Origin of the sequence: Flavobacterium sp. KBS0721, from assembly GCF_002007065.3 — a bacterium.
GTDB classification, from domain to species: Bacteria; Bacteroidota; Bacteroidia; order Flavobacteriales; family Flavobacteriaceae; genus Flavobacterium; species Flavobacterium piscis.
In genome coordinates this window covers 83,506-100,021 of record NZ_CP042170.1, presented here as the reverse complement: position 1 = coordinate 100,021, position 16,516 = coordinate 83,506, and the positions used below count along the sequence as shown (strand labels likewise).

The following is a 16,516-nucleotide window of genomic DNA, read 5'->3' as shown; positions in this document are numbered from 1 at the left end:
ATTTATAGAAAAAGTTATCACATTTTAGGCGGAACCCCAGAGGGGTGAAATATTTATAAAAAAGAAGAATTATATATCGCTCCGCTGGAGCTTTAATATATTGTCTAATATTTTGGCTATAAATATTACGCTCCGCTGGAGCTTTTGACCAAAATTTCAAATTGATTTAAACTTTCACGCTATCTTGAAAAGGGGGATTATGAGATATTATTTTCTCTCTTATATCTATTTCTTTGTATGGTAAGCGTAATTGTTAATTCATTGATATCAGTGCTTAAATCGGCAAGATCAAACTTCATTATCTGTCCTGAATCAATAATATAATAAACGAAATAATAACGGGTATCTTTTTCGTTTTTATATTCAGTAACAACTCTTTCGTTTTCAATATTACTCCAGGGAACCAGAATTAAATTTCTATACTGAATTCCTTTAGAATTAATTCTAAATTGAATTTCATCAATTCTCTTTATTTCTTTAATTAAATAAGGAATTTGAAATAGAAAAATACCTGATAGAACAAGTGAAACTAGAGATTGGTCTTGATTTAGAAAATATATTGCAGCCACAATAAGTCCTGTTAAAAGCAATATCCTCAAAAGAATATTTGTTCTTGTGTAGTAAATTAAGATTTCCTTAGAGTAGCTTAGATTATTTGCGTCTATTAAAGGTCTCATTTTAAACCTTCAGCCCAATTTGTCTCTTAGCTTCACCAATTACAAAAGCAACAGAATTCGCAATATTAAAACTTCTGATTAATTTCGACATTGGGATCGTTAAATGGTTTTCAAAACGAGCTAAAACTTCCTGGCTTAATCCAACACTTTCTTTTCCAAAAACCAGCCAGTCTCCATCCTGAAAAACAGTTTCCAGATACGATTTTTCGGCGTGAGAACTCATCAGGAAAACACGTGACTGATCAGGAATTTGATTGATCCATTCTTCAATATTCTGATATTCGGTAACATCAAGATGTACCCAATAATCCAAACCGGAACGTTTTAGGTTTTTATCATTAATTACAAATCCAAACGGATGAATTAAGTGCAATCTACTTTCGGTACCCACACACAATCGTCCAATATTTCCAGTATTATTTGGTATTTCAGGTTCGACAAGAACAACGTTTAGCATTTTTTTTAGTTATGAGTTATGAATTATAAGTTATGAGTTTTAAGAATTATCTAATTTTCAAATTCACTCATTATCTAATGTAAAAAAATCCGGAACTTCTAAAACTTCACCGGCTTTCAGGTTTTGCAAATATACATTTCCTATACGAACACGAACCAGTCTTAAAGTCGGAAAACCAACAGCAGCTGTCATTTTTCGAACCTGACGAAACTTTCCTTCGTTTACCGTTATCGATGCCCAAGAAGTTGGTCCATGACGTTCATCCCGTATTTTTTTCGCCCTTGGTCCAAAATCAGGAATTTCAGTAATGATAAAAGCAGAACAGGGTTTCGTTTTGTATTTGCCGCCATCAAAACCTATTTCTACACCTTTTTGCAATTCTTCAATCGCTTCCGGAGTAATAACACCGTCAACCTGAACATAATATTCTTTATCGACTTTTTTGCTTCGTATTTGTTCGCTCACTTTTCCGTCAGTTGTCAATAAAAGCAATCCTTCAGAATCTTCGTCAAGCCTGCCAATAGCCATAGTTCCTTCGGGGAAATCGTATAATTCTCCCAAAAGCTTTTTCTTTCTTTTTAATTCATAAATAAATTGACTCAGATATCCGTAAGGTTTAAAAAGAATAAAATGTTGATGCATGCCGTATTTTTAGACTGCAAAGATAGTTTTGTTTGAGATGGAATTAAAATATTGATGCAATAATCCAAATGCAATGTTAAAGGGTTTAGAAATCCGCTGTAGAATTCGTAATATTATAAGACTAACACTAAAATACAAAATTATGGAAACTAATAATTTAGGAACGAAAAAGATAAATGGAGTACAAAAAGATATCGATGAAACTAAAGGAAAAAACATTTCTCACGATGGAAAATCAGATGATGCAAAACTTAAAAAAGAGGTAGTTGCCGATAAAGATGGTGATAAAAAAGTGGTTGACAGAGCGCGAAATGAGAACGAAGATATTAACGTAAAGGATGATGGAAAAGCTAAAGGTGCTAATGCCAATAGAGGAGTGTCATCAGATGAAGAGGCCAAAAAAACGGTAGAGAATAAAGACAGAAATTCTGATATTACACCTAATCGTTATCCTAATTCTAATCCCGAAAGTCATGAAGATCGAGGAAACATGAAATTAGATGAGGAGTAAGTGCTATCTTTAAAATAGTAAATATTTTGCTGAATTAAATCCTTTTTTCCTAAAATAACATTTGATTGGCAAATGGCGTTAATGTTATTCTAAACTTGGTTTTGAGATTGCTCTTCCCTGTAGATCTTCGTAAATTGTAGTACAAATTTTAAATAAAATTAAAAATGGCACTTTTAGAAAACAAAGTAGCTTTTGTATCCGGTGGCGGTTCAGGAATTGGTCGCGCAGTAGCAGAAGCTTATGCCCGTGAAGGAGCAAAAGTAGTACTTTCAGATATTAACGTAGAACACGGTGAAGAAACCGTAAAATTTATAAAGGATCAAGGTGGTGAAGCTTTTTTTGTAAAAGGAGATTCATCAAGCGCAAGCGACAATAAACACATGGTTGAAGTAACCGTTTCTAAATACGGCCGACTAGACATTTCGTGTAACAATGCAGGAATGGGAGGTCCGGCAAAACCAACCGGCGAATACGAACCGGAAGCATGGGATAAAGTAATTGCGCTGAATTTGAGCGGTGTTTTTTATGCGTGTCGTTATCAATTGGAGCAAATGGAAAAAAATGGAGGAGGAAGTATTGTCAACATAGCATCTATTCACGGTCAGGTTGCAGCTCCGCTTAGTCCTGCTTATACAGCATCAAAACATGGCGTTGTAGGACTAACTAAAAATATTGCAGCAGAGTATGCACAAAAAAATATTCGTTGTAATGCAGTTGGTCCGGGTTATATCGAAACTGCTTTGCTAAAAGATAATTTAAACAACGATGCCATGAGTTCTATAGCAGCAAAAGCACCGATGAACCGTTTAGGAACTGCCGAAGAAATTGCAGAATTGGTATTATTTCTAAGTTCAGAAAAATCTTCTTTCACAACCGGAAGTTACATTATTGCCGATGGCGGATATACCGCAATCTAAAATGTGATTTTTTTGGTTTAATATAAAAAAGGCATCCGTTTTTTACGACGGATGCTTTTTCTATTTAAAACAGTGCTTTAAACCTATCCAAATTTGCGTTAGGAAATATTTCATGAAAATAATCCAATTGCCATTGTTGTGTTTTCTGTGCTTGTTTGCTGGTGGTTTCATCCCAAGGCGGATAAACTCTTGTAGCTCTTTTGCCTTCTTTAATTGCTGTCGAAAAGATTCCTTTTGCTAATAAAATACTTTTCGGAAAAATAAATTGTCCGTATAAATCATCCTTTCGAACACTAATAATTACAAAATCAATTAAGTCTGCAGCATCAAAAGGCTCGATAATTCCGCTATTATTCCGTTTCCACAAGGTTACAAATTGTCCTGTTTTTGTTGGGGTAATTTTTGCCGTTCTGTAACAAATGTGCTTTCCGTTCAAATCAAAATGGTATGCATCATAATCGGCACTTTCAAGTGCTGCCAGCGGCTGAGTAACTTCAAAATTGCAACAATCGTAAACTGTTTCTTTGGCAATGATTAAATCTTTAGGTAATAATTTTTGATCGTTCCAATTATTTTTGATGGCCATTTTGGGAGATATTTCTATTGCGTTATTTGGGTAAAATTACCACAAAAAGAACTTTAAAAAGAAACATTTAACCCAAAATTAAATCCCCATTGAAACTGATTAAAGGATTGATTATTTAAAGGATTTACATAATAATTCATTGCAGGTTCAACAAAAACATTCGTTTTTTTGTAAACACGGTATTGCAGCGTACTGCTTAATGTAGAACCATAAATATAATCATTGGCATTTACATTTTGTCCAATCGAATTGCCGTCTAATGCTACATTATTAGAAATCAGTTTTCCAACAAAACCGCCGGTGTTCAAATTGATACTTGCTCTGTTCATACTAAAAACAACATACGAAACTTCCAAGGGCATTTCGAGATATCGTAAATTCTGATCCAGATTACCATTTTTAAGATTGTTGTTTTCTATATTATTTTGTTTGAATGCGTCACTGGTCGAATTAGGAACAAATACATAATTATCATTGGCTGTAATAGGAGCAGATAATGCCGCCGAAGCAGTTTGATTAAAATAGTCGTTGGAACTAAAAAAAGCATTGTTTTTTGCGCTTAAATACGAAACGTTTGCAACACTCTGCCCTAATTCGTTAATTTTTAATCCGGAAGCAACCGCCCATTTCTTATTGATTTTGTATTTGGTTTTTACTCCGTAACTGTTACTTTGTCTGGAATCATTTGTGTTACCAAGCGTTTTTTCGTTCTTATAATTTTCAGAACTGGCCACTCCTGCAAAAACTTCAACAGCCCATTTTTCGGCATTAGTAAGATTTTTGTTTTCCTTTTCTTTTTTCTCTTCCGGAGTTACAATTCCTTTTTCTAAGTTTTGAAGTTCTGCTAACTGAGCAGAATCCTTTCTGGTCAAAACATCATTAAATTTTGAATTGCTTTTTTGATTGTCCGCAAGTTGTTTTTCAGCTATTACACTTCCGGTTTTTTCATTTGCTCTAACTTCATTTAAAACTTTTTTATTTTCATTTAAAGTGGAAGAATTGAAAGCAACATTGTTATTGTTTTTTGAAGTGTATTGATCTTCAAAGATAGATTTCGATAATTGATTTTTTGAGTTTGGATGAAACGGATTGACTTTACCCGCAGAAAATGTTTTTTCGGCTAAAATTTTATTGCTGGCTTTTTTATCTGCACTTACAATCTGATTTTTAGATGCTGAATTAAATCCGTTTGTTTTACCCGTAGCGAAACTTTTTTCAGCCAGGGTTTTATTCGAAATTTTCTTATCTGTTAAAGATTGAATTTTCGAATTTGGATTGAATGAACCCGCTTGACCTGAAACAATAGTTTTTTCTGTTGACTGATTTGCAATGTTTTTATCAGCATTGGCAATTTGGTGTTGCGAATCTGAGTTAAATCCGTTTTTCTGATCGGATACAAATGTTTTTTCGGCTACAGCCTGATTATTATTAAGCTTTCCGGTATTTGTTTTTGAATTAAAAGCATCATTATTGTTGTTTTTAGATTCGGTATGAGCAACTGCTGTTTTTTGATTTTGATTTTTTTGAAAATGTTTAGGTTGATTGGCCTTGTTTTTTAGAGATGAAACTTCATTAATACCATCAGATTCTTTTTTACTTACAACCTCTTCTGATTTGTTTTCAGTAGATCGTGTAGCATTTGTAGTATTGCCATCATTTTTTTGATCATCAAGAACAACACTATTGTTTTGCGGAGTATCAATTTTTATAGTTTTAATTCCTGAAGTAGAACTAAAATGTAAAACAGAAGGGAGTAGCAAGCCCAATAATAAGCATGCCGCAGCCGACCACCAAAGAATAACCCTTTTCTTCTTTTTTGGTTTGTCTAATTTCTTCTCAATTTCGCCCCATAATTCAGGCGGCGGAACACTCGAAAAGTTTTCCATTGATGAAAAAATATCTTCTATATTTTGCTTTTTCATGCTATTTTAAAATTTTTTATGCTCAGTATTTTTTTTTGCAAAATGTGCTTGGCCCTGTTTAAATTTGATTTTGAAGTTCCTTCCGAAATTTTTAATAATGCTGCAATTTCCCGATGTTTCATTTTCTCAAAAACGTATAAGTTAAAAACCGTTCGGTATTGGTCAGGCAAATCCCGGATGTATTCTAATAGTTTTTCTTGTTCAATGGGGAGAATGTCCAATTCTTCTTCTTCAACAAAATCCGTATCAGGATCAAAAACATCTAAAAAAAAGCTTTCTTTTTTCTTTTTATTTAAGGTTTCGATTAGTTTATTGATAAAGATTCGTTTTAGCCAGCCCTCAAAACTTCCTTCAAATTTATACTGGCTTATTTTTTGAAATACAATCACAAAAGCTTCCTGAAAAACATCTTTTGCATCATCCTCATTCTTCATGTACTTTAGGCAAATACCATATAAAACAGGAGAGAACAACTGATAAATTTTCAGTTGTCCCTCTCTGTCATTTTTTATGCACAGTAGAATGTATTTTTCTAAATCGTCTTTCAAAAAAAGTGGTATTGTTTGGTTTTGCAAAAATAGTTTTTATAAGCTTATAAAACTACCTTTTAAAAATAGTACGGGTTGCATCCTGGTTATTGCTGACAATCGTTAAATTTTGATTGTCAAGACTTTCTATAATATAAGTCTTCCCTTCAAAAGTAATTAAGTCATTTTCTGACTGGTCAAAAAAGCTACTGCCTTTCTCCATTTGATAAGCACTATTTCTAATTTCTATATTGTTTTTGTAAGTGATCACTCTTCCGTCAGGAGTAAAAACAACCTTCTTTGTAAAACCGATAGTTTTAGGAGTAGCCAGGTATGGATTGCTGCCTCCTCCAATCGATTTTTGCCAGATCCAGGTGTTTACAATAGATCCGGAATTCAGCGTAGTTGATTCCAGCGAATACGCAGTTGAAAAAAGACAACACACAACAATAAATAATAAAAATTGCTTTTTCATGATTGATTATTTTTGAGCTGCAATTTTATCCTGAATGGCTTTTTTGAACACTTTTATTTCAGCACTCTGATCACTCGTATCGTTATTGTCAATAAAGATTTTAGTTACAATTCCTGCCTGACGAAGCTCAAAATAAGTTCCACCCTGATCAGCTGCATCCGGCGAACCATAAGTTTTGGTTTGTCCTTTTAAACTTAAAATTTCTGCAGGTACACTTTTCAGGAACAAAGTATAATCACCTTTTTTAGTTGTTGTAGTGTATTTATATTGATTAAAATCAAAACCATTAGCAGCAACATTTTGGAATTTTAAAATATTAAAATCATTTAACTGATAAAATTTTCTGCAATCAGCTCCACCTGTACATTGATTGAAATAGCTTCCTATTACAATGTTGTCAGGGTTCTCATTTGTTTTATTAAAAAGAATTGGTTTTAATGTTTTTGGGATTAAGATAAAATCGCTTGGGTAGTTTACTGTCGAAGTGATAGGCTCTCCCGGTTGCGGTGCTTTTTCATAATAGTTTATCAGAATTTCGCATTTGTTTTCTACCATGCTTGTTATTTTTATACTATAACCTGTGGTAGTTTTAAGACCGGAGAAAAGACCAACCAAATAGTTTTTAGTAAAATCGATAGTTAGATCACCTGCGTTTGGACAAGTGCTGGCGTTATCACGCTTAGTAAAGAAACCTTGTAATTTTTCATCTGTATTTACTAATATATAAGTAGGAACAGTTGGGTAGGTTTTTACATTGTATGCACATAAAAGAGGAGTTCCTATAAATGCTGATTCTTCTGTTGGTCCGCAATCAGTTTTTATATCGTCATTATTAAGAGAGCATGCGCTGAATCCAAAAGCTATAAATAAGCTTAACATTAATTTTTTCATGATAAATTTTTAATAGGTTATATATACTGTAGATGTGCATGTTTTGAAATGGTTGCGTTAAAAAATAAGTTTTTTTTAAGAAGAATAATTTTTAGGATTTTTTTTATTCAGAAAGAGCATTAATATGTGAAATTTCGATTTTAAAATTATGCACTTCGTATTATTGATTACTTTTACTTTTTTTAAAACAAATTTATTTATGTTCGATTTTCTTCCCTATTTAGTAGCTTTTGTTGTGGCTTTGTTTTTAGGCGTGTTTTTGGGTAAGCTGCTGTTTTCGGCTAGGTTTCAGTCAGAAAAAGTGAGTCTCGAAGAGCGATTAAATTCGCATGTAAATCAATTACAATTGCAAAGAGAGCAATTTGAAAGGGAAAGAAATAATTTTGAAAAACAGGTTCAGCTGGCTGCTGTAGAAAAGGAAAACATTCGAACAGAAAAAGACAGTTTAGCAATTCAGTTATCTAAAAAAGAAGTAGATTTCGAAAATTTGTGGGAACGTCATAAAGAGCAAAAAAACGAAATAACAGAGTTACAGGAAAAATTCACTAAAGAATTTGAAAATCTGGCCAATAAAATCCTCGAAGAAAAATCGGCAAAATTTACCGAGCAAAATAGCGAAAACATGAAAAATATCCTGTTGCCTTTGCAGGATAAAATTCAGGGTTTCGAGCAAAAAGTAGAGCAAACCCATAAAGAAAGCATCGATTATCATGCAGCGTTGCGCCAACAGATTGTAGGTTTAAGCGAAATGAACGCTCAAATGAGCAAAGAAACCCTAAACCTGACAAAAGCCTTAAAAGGAGATAGTAAGATGCAAGGAAATTGGGGCGAACTGGTTCTGGAACGTGTTTTAGAAAAATCAGGTTTAGAAAAAGGCCGTGAATACGAGGTGCAGCAAAGTTTTACTAATAACGAAGGAAATCGCGTTTTTCCGGATGTCGTGATCAATCTGCCGGATGGTAAAAAAATGATTGTAGATTCTAAAGTTTCTTTAGTAGCCTATGAAAAATGGATCAACGAAGAATCTGAAATTCTTAAAATTGATTATCTCAAAGAACACGTAAATTCTATAAGGAGACACGTAGAACAACTTGGCAACAAAAACTACCATGATCTATATCAAATAGAAAGTCCTGATTTTGTTTTGCTTTTTATCCCCATAGAGCCGGCTTTTGCCATTGCATTAAACGAAGATTCGGCTCTTTACAATAAAGCGTTCGATCGTAATATCGTAATAGTTACCCCAAGTACTTTATTGGCTACTTTAAGAACCATCGACAGTATGTGGGCCAATCAAAAACAACAGGAAAATGCTTTTGAAATTGCGAGACAAGCCGGTGCATTATATGATAAATTCGAAGGTTTTGTAACCGATCTGGTTAGAATTGGAAATAAAATTAAAGACACCAAAACCGAATACGAAAATGCGATGAGCAAATTGGTTGATGGCAGAGGGAATTTAATTTCCAGTGTCGAAAAATTAAAGAAAATGGGAGCAAAGGCTAAGAAGTCGCTGCCCGAAAATATTATTGCAAGAGCCTCTAATGAAGATGATAATTCATTATTGAACTAAATAAAATACCACCATCAATTATATCCAAAAATAAAAATATGACAACAGACTTTAAGCCGGTATCCTCATCAAAAATCAGTATTTCAGAATTAATGCTGCCATCGCACACGAACTTTAGCGGAAAAATCCACGGAGGTTACATTCTGCAATTACTCGATCAGATTGCGTTTGCTTCTGCCTCAAAATTTTCAGGAAATTATTGCGTAACGGCTTCTGTTGATACGGTAAATTTTTTAAAACCAATCGAGGTTGGCGAATTAGTAACGATGAAAGCTTCTGTAAATTATGTAGGTCGAAGTTCGATGGTTGTGGGTATTCGTGTAGAAGCTGAAAATATTCAGACAGGTGCAATCAAACATTGCAACTCCTCTTATTTTACAATGGTAGCTAAAGATAAAGAAGGTAAAAGTGTTCCGGTACCGGGATTAATCTTGTCGAATCTTGACGAAGTGCGTCGTTTTAGAAAAGCAATTAAACATATTGAACTTCGAAAAGAGGTCGAAGAACATGAAAAAATAACCAATGTAAGTTCTATCGAAGATCTCGCAGGTTTAGCGAAATACAATGTGTTGTTAGAAATTAGCTAGAATAGTTTATAAAATTAAAAAGAAACAAAAATGGTAAAGTTTGGATACACAATATTATATGTAGAAGATGTACAAAAGTCAATTGAGTTTTATGAAAACACATTTGGTTTTTCAAGAAAATTCATAACTCCCGAGAATGATTACGGAGAATTAAGTACAGGTGAAACAACGATTTCATTTGCGTCAAAAAAATTAGCCGCTCAAAATTTAAAAGATGGTTTTATCGAAAGTAATCTTGAAGATAAACCTTTTGCAATTGAATTGGGTTTTATTACCGATAATGTTGGCGAGTTGGTACAAAAAGCAACTTCTTTTGGCGCAGTTTTAATAAAAGAGCCAACGCAAAAACCGTGGGGACAAATTGTAGCGTATGTCAGGGATCTTGATGGTTTTTTAATTGAGATTTGTACAGAAGTGCAGGGGTAGATTTTGTTATTATTGAAAACGAAATTATTTTTTTTCTCTACCAATATTTAATTCCTAACAGAATATCTTCTAGAGATTATATATTGGTAGAATAAATTGTAGAACACAGAGTATGTCACATAGGGCAATGTCATTAAGTTATGCCTTAAACACAATCCCTCTGTGATCTTAGAGCAAAGCGTAATTCACAAAACTTTGCGAACTTTGCGTAATTCTTTGTGAACTTTGCGGTAAAATTTTCTTTGTCGAGTTACTTATGGGCTTCGACTTTACTCAGCCTGACAAAGATTGCGTTAAAAAAACTTAACTTAATGACATTGCAAGTAAGGACAATATTCGACAAACAAAAAAACATTTTTTTACCAACTCCACTTCACATTTACAAACAAAAAATATTTCACAAATATTTGGCAAAAATCGGCAACTGTGTCCGTGAAAATTTCGTAACTTTAAGTATAAACATTTGGTTATCACGTTTTCACGGAGTACTGCCATTCAATTTTTAAAAACTTATATTAAGTCCAGTTTTTTTCTCTTCTTAAAATAAAAAAAATCGAATGACATAATTGTTTAATTATTGACGATTATGAAAAAAACTACTTTTTTTATTTTGCTATTTACAGCCTATTCTGTTATTGCTCAGGATAAATTTTTTACCAATACAGGAACTGTCAATTTTGAAGCTTCTGTACCTTTCTTCGAAGAAGTAAAAGCTGTAAACAGACAGGTTGCAATTGTCTTGGAACCTAAAACCAGTACATTTATTTGTACAGTGATTGTGAAAGATTTTCGTTTTAAGCTCGACATGATGCAGGAACATTTTAACGAAAACTATATGCAAAGCCGTCGTTATCCTAAAGCTGTTTTTAAAGGAAAAATCGAAAAATTTGACTTAAAGGATATTAATGAAACGGAGAAAGAATATCAAATAAAGGGGAAATTGGTTTTGCGAGGAAAATCTAAAGATGTTATGGTAAGTGCTTTAATTAAAAAAGTGGGCGACGGAATTCAGATTATTTCTGATTTCCCAATTTCTGTTTCTGATTTTAATATCCAGATTCCGAATGAAATTGCTGCTAAAATTTCAAAAACAGCCAACACCGGATTAATTGGAGTAGTTAAAACCAATGATTCAATGTATCTTACTTTAAAATGATATTTAATTCAGACAGCTTGCAAGCGCAGTTTCTAAATCAGTAAATTGAAAATCAAATCCCATTTTTTGTATTTTTTCAGATGAAACTCTTTGACCTTCTAAAACCGCCACACTCATTTCACCTAAAACTATTTTAAGGACAAATGCAGGTGCTTTTGGGAGCCAAATCTTGTATCCAAATAAATTGGCCAGTGTTTTAGATAAACTCGCATTTGTGGTATTGTCTGTAACGCAGGAATTATAAGGGCCATGCATTTGCTGGTCTGTAATAGCTTTTAGGTAAATATTGCATAAATCCTCAATGTGAATCCAGGGAACGTATTGTTTTCCTGTGCCTAAAATGGCACCAAAACCTGACTTAAAACTTGGAACAATTTTTTTCAGAAAACCTTCGTCTTTTCCCAATACAATTCCGGTTCTTATTTTTACGGTTCTAATGTTTAATGCATTTATTTTATCGACCGCTTTTTCCCATTCCTGGCAAGTGATGCCTAAAAAGTCATTTGCCGGCGGAGTATTTTCGGTACAGATATTTTCGTTAGTATAAGCACCATAAATTCCAACCGCGGAGGCCGAAACAAATGCATCCGGCTTTTTATTCGTTTTTTCTAAAACAGAAAAAATAAGATCAATAGGTTGTGTGCGGCTTTCCAGAATTTCTTTTTTACGTTTTTTAGTCCATCGTTTTTCAACAATTCCTTCTCCTGACAAATGAATAATGTAATCAGCTTTTGTTATCGCTTCTTCATCAATATAATTGCGCGTCAAATCCCATTTGTAATAGGTGATCGATGAAGTATTTTTTCTGTCAGAACGGCTTAAAATAGAGACTTCGAAACCATTATCAATAAGTAAATCGGTTAAGTGTTTGCCTATAAATCCAGTTCCTCCGGTAAGTAAAATATTTTTTGCCATAATAGTTTATAATTTATTTAACAGCGTATTCTGTTTAACGATAAGTAAAGATACTTAAACATTGATTACCTTTAAGGCAAATTAAAAAAATTAATAAGATGGAAGCTAAAAATAAGATAATCAGTAAGGAAGACATCGTTTCAATATATATGGAAGAGGTTTTGGAAAAAGGACAAAAGCCAAAATCGGTTTATCATTTCGCAAAAGAAAATAATTTTACCGAAGCCGAGTTTTACGCTTTTTTTGGTACACTTGAAGGTTTAGAAAAAGAAATTTTCAGATTGTTTTTTGTCAATACAGTCGATTTGCTTCATAAAAATGCAGATTATCTGGAATACGATATGAAAAACAAAATGCTGAGTTTCTATTTCACTTTTTTTGAAATCCTGACAGCCAACAGAAGTTATGTTTTACAATCTTTAAAATTCGACCGAAATCCGTTAAAAAACTTAGTGCAGCTTACTACGCTTCGCAATAGTTTTAAAGAATATGTTTCAGAAATACTAACCGACGATTACAGATTAGAACAGGAAAAGTTGCAAAAGTTTCAGGAAAAAGGAATTCAGGAATCGGCCTGGTTGCAATTAATGCTTACCATAAAATTCTGGGTCGATGATGAATCAGCAGCTTTTGAGAAAACAGATATTTTTATCGAAAAATCTGTAAATGCTTCATTTGAGTTAATGAATGTCACACCACTAAATCACTTGATAGATTTAGGTAAATTTCTTTTTAAAGAAAAAATCTACAGCAAACAATGAAAACAATCGACTATATACCAACGTCAAAAATAGAAAGAGCCAGTAAATTGGTGCAAACCGGTGCGAAAATAGGTGTAAACTATGTAAAGCATTATGCCGAAAAAATGGTGAATCCTGATTTGACACGCGATAAACTCAACGAAAACAACGCCGAAGACATTTACGACGGACTAAAAAGCCTGAAAGGAAGCGCGCTAAAAGTTGCCCAAATGCTAAGTATGGACAAGAACTTTTTGCCTCAGGCCTATGTCGAGAAATTTTCGTTGTCACAGTTTTCTGTTCCACCTCTTTCGGCGCCATTGGTTTTAAAAACGTTTAAAACTAATTTTGGAAAAACACCTTACGAAATTTTCGATGAATTCAATGCCAATTCTGTCAATGCAGCAAGTATTGGTCAGGTTCATTTGGCGGTAAAAGACGGTAAAAAGTTAGCCGTTAAAATCCAATATCCAGGTGTTGCCAATAGTATTTCGTCTGATTTGGCTTTGGTAAAACCCATCGCAATCAGAATGTTTAATCTACAAGGAAAAGATTCTGATAAATATTTTAAAGAAGTCGAAGATAAACTGATCGAAGAAACCAATTACTTACTCGAATTAAAACAAAGCGAAGAAGTAGTAGAAGCGTGTAATAAAATCGAGAATTTACTTTTCCCGAGATACTATCCTGAGTTTTCATCAGAGAAAATCATCACGATGGACTGGATGACCGGAGTTCATCTTTCTGAGTTCACCGCCATCAATACAGACAAAGAAGTTGGCGATAAACTAGGGCAGGCACTTTGGGACTTTTATATGTACCAAATTCATGTTCTTAGAAAAGTACACGCAGATCCGCATCCCGGAAACTTTTTGGTCGATGATCAGAACAATCTAATTGCTTTAGATTTTGGTTGTATGAAAATAATTCCCGAAGAATTTTATGTGCCGTATTTTGAGTTAATCAATAAAAATGTAATTACAGATAAAGCGCTTTTCAATCAAAAATTGTTCGAATTAGAAATTCTTCGTCCGGATGATACTCCGGCAGAAATTGAATATTTTACCGAGATGTTTCATGATTTATTATCCCTTTTCACGAAACCGTTCCAGAACGAAATCTTCGATTTTGCCGATGAAACTTTCTTTGACAGCATTGCCAAATTAGGAGAACGTTTCTCTAACGATACCAATCTCAAAAAAATGAACGGAAATCGTGGCTCTAAACATTTTATTTATATGAACCGTACTTTCTTTGGTTTGTATAATTTAATGTTTGATTTGAAAGCGAAGATTGTGGTTTCGAATTATATAAAATATTAGGAGGTAAAACAGTACTCCGATAATAAAATTAAACTTAAATAAATGAGAAATATTCTAATTATCGGAGGAAGCAAAGGAATCGGAAGTGCTGTTTTATTGCAACAGCTCGAAAGCAATCGAGTATATAATATCAGCAGGAGCGCGCCGGAACTTACGCATCCTAATCTTACTCATTTTGGTTTAGATGTATTGCAGGATGAACTTCCTGCTATAGACGAAATAGATTCTTTAGTTTATTGTCCGGGTTCTATTACGCTAAAGCCTATCTCGAATTTAAGTATTGATGATTTTAGAAAAGATTTCGAAATAAATGTCATTGGCGCTGTAAAAGCGATTCAAAAATATTTGCCTGTTTTAAAAAAAGGAGATGAACCTTCGATCGTTTTATTCAGTACCGTAGCCGTAAAATTAGGAATGCCTTTTCACGCCAGTATTGCAACTGCAAAAGCAGGTGTCGAAGGCTTGACAAAATCACTTGGGGCTGAATTGGCTTCTGTAGTTCGTGTTAATGCCATTGCGCCTACTATTACAGATACTTCACTTTCGGCTTCGATCTTGCGAAACGATCGCATGAAAGAAAACATGGTCGATCGCCATCCTATGAAAAGTTATTTAAAACCTGACGAAGTTGCTAATATGGTTGATTTCCTGATTTCTGAAAGAGCGAATTCTATTTCAGGTCAAATTTTCGAAATGGATTATGGATTAGTGACTTTTAAAATCTAGACACTATGAAAATTCTCCTGACAGGTGCAACAGGTTACATTGGTAAACGTCTTTTGCCGCTTTTAGTGGCGCAAGGACATCAGGTGATTTGCTGTGTAAGAGATAAAAACAGGTTTTACATACCCGCAGATTTTCTGCAAAAAGTACAGGTCATTGAAGTCGATTTTCTTGAAAAAGAAACGCTGACAGCAATTCCTGCCGATATTGATGCTGCTTTTTACCTCATTCATTCCATGTCAGGTTCTGATACCAATTATGATGAGTTAGAAAGTATTTCGGCAACTAATTTTACCGAAAGAATAAATCAGACTCAGGCACAACAAATCCTGTACTTAAGCGGAATTGTAAATGATAAGTCACTTTCTAAACATTTGTCGTCCCGCAAAAATGTCGAAAGTATTTTAGCGAAATCAATAGTACCGTTAACCACTTTAAGAGCCGGAATTATAGTAGGATCGGGCAGTGCTTCTTTCGAAATCATCCGCGATTTGGTCAATAAACTTCCGGTAATGATTACGCCCAAATGGCTCAATACAAAGTGCCAGCCCATTGCGATAAACGATGTGTTAGAGTTTCTTTCAAAATCACTTCTAAATCCGTCAACTTACAACCAAAGCTTTGATATTGGAGGTCCGGATATACTCACTTACAAAGAAATGTTATTGGCTTTCGCCGAAGCAAAAAATCTCAAACGGTACATTTTTACTATTCCCGTAATGACACCTAAATTGTCATCATATTGGCTGTATTTTGTTACCTCAACGTCATATAAACTCGCATCGGCTTTGGTAAGCAGTATGAAAGTCGAGGTTATTTGCAACGATCATCGCATTAATGAGCTTTTGCAAGTGAAGCCCATGACGTATAAACAAGCGCTTTCGAGAGCTTTAATCAAAGTCGAAGAAGATAAAGTGGCTTCAAGCTGGAAAGATTCCCTGGTAAGCGGACGTTTTAATCGCAATATCTCAGCACATCTAAAAGTGCCTAAAAAAAATTGTTACATCGACCGGAGAAAAAAAGAAATCAAAAATCGCGATTATACCATAGATAGAATCTGGTCAATAGGAGGCGAGACAGGTTGGTATTACGGCGATTGGCTCTGGAGTTTACGAGGCTTCATTGATAAGCTTTTTGGTGGCGTAGGTTTGCGCCGTGGCCGAACCAATAAACACGACATTCATTCCGGCGATGCTTTAGATTTTTGGCGCGTTTTATACGCCAATAAACAAGAAGGAAAATTGATCTTATATGCCGAAATGAAATTGCCCGGGGAAGCCTGGCTCGAATTTAAAATCATACACAATACTTTATATCAGGCTGCGACCTTTAAACCCAAAGGTATTTTAGGAAAACTATATTGGTATTCTGTTTTACCGTTTCATGGTTTTATTTTCAACGGAATGCTTAATAAATTGATTAAGTAGTTTTAGGAGCTGTTTCCTGCTATCCGCTATATCTTTTGTGGC

At 34.0% G+C, this 16,516-nt stretch carries 19 protein-coding genes; 10 read left to right on the top strand and 9 right to left on the bottom strand.

Features of this window, described 5'->3' with window-relative positions:
• Positions 1-197 precede the first annotated feature (197 nt).
• The 3 genes from B0M43_RS00510 to B0M43_RS00500 all read right to left on the bottom strand — a co-directional run bounded on the left by B0M43_RS00510 (position 198) and on the right by B0M43_RS00500 (position 1,776).
• Positions 198-677 carry a hypothetical protein gene (locus B0M43_RS00510; RefSeq protein ID WP_078005814.1) on the bottom strand — a complete coding sequence of 160 codons (480 nt, stop codon included), beginning with the start codon at positions 675-677 and terminating at the stop codon, positions 198-200.
• 1 nt (position 678) lies between these two features.
• On the bottom strand, positions 679-1,134 hold the full coding sequence (locus B0M43_RS00505) for a tRNA (cytidine(34)-2'-O)-methyltransferase (RefSeq protein WP_078005813.1): 456 nt from the start codon (positions 1,132-1,134) through the stop codon (positions 679-681).
• A 63-nt stretch (positions 1,135-1,197) separates the two neighbouring features.
• The gene (locus B0M43_RS00500) at positions 1,198-1,776 is read right to left on the bottom strand and encodes a pseudouridine synthase (protein ID WP_078005812.1); all 579 of its coding nucleotides are present in this window, start codon (positions 1,774-1,776) and stop codon (positions 1,198-1,200) included.
• 142 nt (positions 1,777-1,918) lie between these two features.
• On the opposite strand from B0M43_RS00500, the gene B0M43_RS00495 reads away from it, so the two are divergent.
• Both B0M43_RS00495 and B0M43_RS00490 read left to right on the top strand, forming a co-directional pair.
• Positions 1,919-2,287, top strand: a complete 369-nt coding sequence (locus B0M43_RS00495) for a hypothetical protein (RefSeq protein WP_065451109.1) — start codon at positions 1,919-1,921, stop codon at positions 2,285-2,287.
• Between the two features lie 164 nt (positions 2,288-2,451).
• The gene (locus B0M43_RS00490) at positions 2,452-3,204 is read left to right on the top strand and encodes an SDR family NAD(P)-dependent oxidoreductase (protein WP_065451110.1); all 753 of its coding nucleotides are present in this window, start codon (positions 2,452-2,454) and stop codon (positions 3,202-3,204) included.
• A gap of 64 nt (positions 3,205-3,268) precedes the next feature.
• Here the strand turns inward: B0M43_RS00490 and B0M43_RS00485 are convergent, their stop codons facing one another.
• From B0M43_RS00485 to B0M43_RS00465, 5 genes are read right to left on the bottom strand one after another with little or no spacing between them, the layout of a single operon-like run.
• Positions 3,269-3,790 (bottom strand): MepB family protein, encoded by a 522-nt coding sequence (locus B0M43_RS00485; RefSeq protein WP_078005811.1) that lies wholly within the window; start codon positions 3,788-3,790, stop codon positions 3,269-3,271.
• A gap of 53 nt (positions 3,791-3,843) precedes the next feature.
• A complete protein-coding gene (locus B0M43_RS00480) occupies positions 3,844-5,712 on the bottom strand; it encodes a hypothetical protein (RefSeq protein WP_078005810.1) in 1,869 nt (622 codons plus the stop codon).
• Positions 5,709-6,260 (bottom strand): RNA polymerase sigma factor, encoded by a 552-nt coding sequence (locus tag B0M43_RS00475; RefSeq protein ID WP_065451113.1) that lies wholly within the window; start codon positions 6,258-6,260, stop codon positions 5,709-5,711. Before B0M43_RS00475 ends, B0M43_RS00480 begins: the two co-directional genes overlap by 4 nt.
• Before the next feature lie 52 nt (positions 6,261-6,312).
• On the bottom strand, positions 6,313-6,714 hold the full coding sequence (locus tag B0M43_RS00470) for a hypothetical protein (protein WP_078005809.1): 402 nt from the start codon (positions 6,712-6,714) through the stop codon (positions 6,313-6,315).
• Positions 6,715-6,720: 6 nt separating this feature from the next.
• On the bottom strand, positions 6,721-7,605 hold the full coding sequence (locus B0M43_RS00465) for a protease complex subunit PrcB family protein (protein WP_078005808.1): 885 nt from the start codon (positions 7,603-7,605) through the stop codon (positions 6,721-6,723).
• Positions 7,606-7,804: 199 nt separating this feature from the next.
• On the opposite strand from B0M43_RS00465, the gene rmuC reads away from it, so the two are divergent.
• The 4 genes from rmuC (at position 7,805) to B0M43_RS00445 (ending at position 11,347) form a co-directional block, all read left to right on the top strand.
• A complete protein-coding gene (gene rmuC / locus B0M43_RS00460) occupies positions 7,805-9,178 on the top strand; it encodes a DNA recombination protein RmuC (protein ID WP_065451206.1) in 1,374 nt (457 codons plus the stop codon).
• Between the two features lie 38 nt (positions 9,179-9,216).
• Positions 9,217-9,765: an acyl-CoA thioesterase gene (locus B0M43_RS00455; RefSeq protein ID WP_065451116.1), complete on the top strand. Its 549-nt coding sequence runs from the start codon at positions 9,217-9,219 to the stop codon at positions 9,763-9,765.
• A gap of 30 nt (positions 9,766-9,795) precedes the next feature.
• On the top strand, positions 9,796-10,191 hold the full coding sequence (locus tag B0M43_RS00450) for a VOC family protein (RefSeq protein WP_065451117.1): 396 nt from the start codon (positions 9,796-9,798) through the stop codon (positions 10,189-10,191).
• A 586-nt stretch (positions 10,192-10,777) separates the two neighbouring features.
• The gene (locus tag B0M43_RS00445) at positions 10,778-11,347 is read left to right on the top strand and encodes a YceI family protein (RefSeq protein WP_065451118.1); all 570 of its coding nucleotides are present in this window, start codon (positions 10,778-10,780) and stop codon (positions 11,345-11,347) included.
• Positions 11,348-11,350: 3 nt separating this feature from the next.
• Here the strand turns inward: B0M43_RS00445 and B0M43_RS00440 are convergent, their stop codons facing one another.
• Positions 11,351-12,262 carry a TIGR01777 family oxidoreductase gene (locus B0M43_RS00440; protein WP_078005806.1) on the bottom strand — a complete coding sequence of 304 codons (912 nt, stop codon included), beginning with the start codon at positions 12,260-12,262 and terminating at the stop codon, positions 11,351-11,353.
• 98 nt (positions 12,263-12,360) lie between these two features.
• Between B0M43_RS00440 and B0M43_RS00435 the strand changes: the two genes are divergently transcribed.
• From B0M43_RS00435 to B0M43_RS00420, 4 genes are read left to right on the top strand one after another with little or no spacing between them, the layout of a single operon-like run.
• Positions 12,361-13,023 (top strand): TetR family transcriptional regulator C-terminal domain-containing protein, encoded by a 663-nt coding sequence (locus B0M43_RS00435; RefSeq protein ID WP_078005805.1) that lies wholly within the window; start codon positions 12,361-12,363, stop codon positions 13,021-13,023.
• Complete coding sequence (locus B0M43_RS00430) at positions 13,020-14,324, top strand: AarF/ABC1/UbiB kinase family protein (protein WP_078005804.1); 1,305 nt, start codon at positions 13,020-13,022, stop codon at positions 14,322-14,324. Before B0M43_RS00435 ends, B0M43_RS00430 begins: the two co-directional genes overlap by 4 nt.
• 42 nt (positions 14,325-14,366) lie before the next feature.
• The gene (locus B0M43_RS00425; RefSeq protein ID WP_078005803.1) at positions 14,367-15,050 is read left to right on the top strand and encodes an SDR family NAD(P)-dependent oxidoreductase; all 684 of its coding nucleotides are present in this window, start codon (positions 14,367-14,369) and stop codon (positions 15,048-15,050) included.
• A 5-nt stretch (positions 15,051-15,055) separates the two neighbouring features.
• Positions 15,056-16,474: an SDR family oxidoreductase gene (locus tag B0M43_RS00420; protein WP_078005802.1), complete on the top strand. Its 1,419-nt coding sequence runs from the start codon at positions 15,056-15,058 to the stop codon at positions 16,472-16,474.
• The last annotated feature ends 42 nt before the right edge of the window (positions 16,475-16,516 follow it).

Excerpts from the sequence above, each read along its gene's own strand:
- B0M43_RS00510 (WP_078005814.1), bottom strand. The coding sequence starts at position 677 with ATGAGACCTTTAATAGACGCAAATAATCTAAGCTACTCTAAGGAAATC.
- B0M43_RS00505 (WP_078005813.1), bottom strand. The coding sequence starts at position 1,134 with ATGCTAAACGTTGTTCTTGTCGAACCTGAAATACCAAATAATACTGGA.
- B0M43_RS00500 (WP_078005812.1), bottom strand. The coding sequence starts at position 1,776 with ATGCATCAACATTTTATTCTTTTTAAACCTTACGGATATCTGAGTCAA.
- B0M43_RS00495 (WP_065451109.1), top strand. The coding sequence starts at position 1,919 with ATGGAAACTAATAATTTAGGAACGAAAAAGATAAATGGAGTACAAAAA.
- B0M43_RS00490 (WP_065451110.1), top strand. The coding sequence starts at position 2,452 with ATGGCACTTTTAGAAAACAAAGTAGCTTTTGTATCCGGTGGCGGTTCA.
- B0M43_RS00485 (WP_078005811.1), bottom strand. The coding sequence starts at position 3,790 with ATGGCCATCAAAAATAATTGGAACGATCAAAAATTATTACCTAAAGAT.
- B0M43_RS00480 (WP_078005810.1), bottom strand. The coding sequence starts at position 5,712 with ATGAAAAAGCAAAATATAGAAGATATTTTTTCATCAATGGAAAACTTT.
- B0M43_RS00470 (WP_078005809.1), bottom strand. The coding sequence starts at position 6,714 with ATGAAAAAGCAATTTTTATTATTTATTGTTGTGTGTTGTCTTTTTTCA.
- B0M43_RS00465 (WP_078005808.1), bottom strand. The coding sequence starts at position 7,605 with ATGAAAAAATTAATGTTAAGCTTATTTATAGCTTTTGGATTCAGCGCA.
- rmuC (WP_065451206.1), top strand. The coding sequence starts at position 7,805 with ATGTTCGATTTTCTTCCCTATTTAGTAGCTTTTGTTGTGGCTTTGTTT.
- B0M43_RS00455 (WP_065451116.1), top strand. The coding sequence starts at position 9,217 with ATGACAACAGACTTTAAGCCGGTATCCTCATCAAAAATCAGTATTTCA.
- B0M43_RS00450 (WP_065451117.1), top strand. The coding sequence starts at position 9,796 with ATGGTAAAGTTTGGATACACAATATTATATGTAGAAGATGTACAAAAG.
- B0M43_RS00445 (WP_065451118.1), top strand. The coding sequence starts at position 10,778 with ATGAAAAAAACTACTTTTTTTATTTTGCTATTTACAGCCTATTCTGTT.
- B0M43_RS00440 (WP_078005806.1), bottom strand. The coding sequence starts at position 12,262 with ATGGCAAAAAATATTTTACTTACCGGAGGAACTGGATTTATAGGCAAA.
- B0M43_RS00435 (WP_078005805.1), top strand. The coding sequence starts at position 12,361 with ATGGAAGCTAAAAATAAGATAATCAGTAAGGAAGACATCGTTTCAATA.
- B0M43_RS00430 (WP_078005804.1), top strand. The coding sequence starts at position 13,020 with ATGAAAACAATCGACTATATACCAACGTCAAAAATAGAAAGAGCCAGT.
- B0M43_RS00425 (WP_078005803.1), top strand. The coding sequence starts at position 14,367 with ATGAGAAATATTCTAATTATCGGAGGAAGCAAAGGAATCGGAAGTGCT.
- B0M43_RS00420 (WP_078005802.1), top strand. The coding sequence starts at position 15,056 with ATGAAAATTCTCCTGACAGGTGCAACAGGTTACATTGGTAAACGTCTT.